Origin of the sequence: Novacetimonas pomaceti, assembly GCF_003207955.1 — a bacterium.
In the GTDB taxonomy this organism is placed as follows: Bacteria; Pseudomonadota; Alphaproteobacteria; order Acetobacterales; family Acetobacteraceae; genus Novacetimonas; species Novacetimonas pomaceti.
Genome location: NZ_NOXG01000085.1, coordinates 1 through 1685, shown reverse-complemented (window position 1 = coordinate 1685; position 1685 = coordinate 1). Strand labels below are relative to the sequence as shown.

At 52.9% G+C, this 1685-nt stretch carries 3 protein-coding genes and 1 pseudogene; all 4 read left to right on the top strand.

The window, feature by feature from the left end:
- Positions 1-195, top strand: a pseudogene (locus tag CFR71_RS16750) (hypothetical protein); the annotation flags it as partial.
- Between the two features lie 438 nt (positions 196-633).
- Complete coding sequence (locus CFR71_RS15685; RefSeq protein ID WP_014106829.1) at positions 634-906, top strand: BrnT family toxin; 273 nt, start codon at positions 634-636, stop codon at positions 904-906.
- Entirely contained in the window at positions 875-1153 is a 279-nt protein-coding gene (locus tag CFR71_RS15680; protein ID WP_039736545.1) for a helix-turn-helix domain-containing protein, read from the top strand. The genes CFR71_RS15685 and CFR71_RS15680 overlap by 32 nt, the downstream gene beginning before the upstream one ends.
- A gap of 187 nt (positions 1154-1340) precedes the next feature.
- A partial coding sequence (locus tag CFR71_RS15675; RefSeq protein WP_110532233.1) for a hypothetical protein occupies positions 1341-1685 on the top strand: 345 nt, incomplete at its 3' end.

Sequence of the window (1685 nt, the reverse complement as noted above, 5' to 3'; positions counted from 1 at the left end):
GCAAACCTGCTGAATACCGCTGCAGGATCTTGCCTTTCGCTAGGTGTTCTATCTCCTTTGGCTGCGTCATTTTTTAATCTGACAGCCAACCGCATTCCTGCTCATATCGTTATCTTGGGAGTCGCTTTCTGGCTGGGAATGGCGTATTTTCTCCCTCAACGGGCACAAGCCGTTTTAGGAGGGCTTCGAGAATGACCTTTATGCAGTTCTTCGCCTTCATTGGCATGCCAATCATCATTGGCGTTCTTGGTTATGGTATTTCTAAAATGCCTATCAAGGATAATTGAAAATTTATCGTCCATTCCAACCAACGGTTGACCGTGTGAAACTTGTTTATAATGAGGGTAACAGACCCATCAAAATTGAGGTCCGTACGAAAATAGGGGTGTATTCGCGGTAGTACCTAAACTACGCTCGATCACTTTCGCTTACTGTTCATATTTTCCAGAAATTAAACAAGAAATATTTCGTTATTACTAAGGATTCGAGCGATTCTGGATAAAGATATATGCCCCGGATTTTTATGCTATCGGGCATACGAGGTTGATGGCGACCTGTCGAAATGGCTAAAAGTTACGGGATGCCCGTAGTTTTCACTTTACAGTAACTACGGTAATCCCGTATTATCGTCTCATGGATGACAGGTTTGACCCCGCAAAAGACCTCGCCAACCAAAAAAAGCACAAACTGTCTCTGGCCTTTGGCGACCGTATTTTCGAGGACGATAATCACCTGATCTTGCCCACCATCCGCATTGAGGATGAGGAGGATCGCTACAAAGTGGTTGGCGTCGTGGGCGAGAAGCTGTTCACCGGTGTGTTTGTCTGGCGGGACGATCTGCCCCGCTTCATTTCCGTGAGAAGGAGCAACAAAGGTGAAGAGAGAGCATATCATTCTGCCTGCTGATCCGGCGGATTCCAAAGACCGCGCGGTATCCATCGAAGGCATGGAGCGTGGGCAAAGGGCGCGGTTGATCCGTAAAACCCGTAACGATCTCGGTCTGTCTCAGGTCGAGTTTGCCAGCCGTTTCCGCGTTCCTGTCGGCACGTTACGGGACTGGGAGCAGGCACGGGCGATGGCCCCCGACTTCGCTGTAGCCTACGTTCGGGTCATCGGACGGCACCCCGATATGGTAGCTCAGGCGGTGGCCTGAGCTGCCTTCCCAACGAACCGGGGATTCAGCCCATCAACCCCAAACGCCGGATAGCCATTTTTATACCGAAGTCATAGTATACCGTTCGATAAGACAGATTTTTTCGGAAAAAACATTCGCAGTCGCATGTTACTGGCCGAAGACTCCCCCGAGGGACATGCCTCCCTCTTTAACGGAGCCCTTGACCATGAACCTCTCTCGCACAAGCACCCCCAGCGCGGCGCGACTGACGCGTCTGGTGACCCAACGGGCCGGATACAGACAGTGCGCCGTCACGGCACTCGGCACCTTGTCCGTCCCGATCCTCATTGCCAGCCACGCGCTGGCCCAGTCCGCAACCGGTAGCGCGAACGGTATCGGAGCGCAGATGCAGGCTACCGCCCAGGAAGGATTGACCGCAGGCGGCTTTGTTGCTGCCGCCTGCATGTATGTTGCTGCCTTCATCTGCTTCATCGGCGGCGTATGGGCGGCCTGGCAGAGCCGCAACGAACAGAACCGTTCGCCCGGAAAGGTCGGTATGGCAATCGCCGGC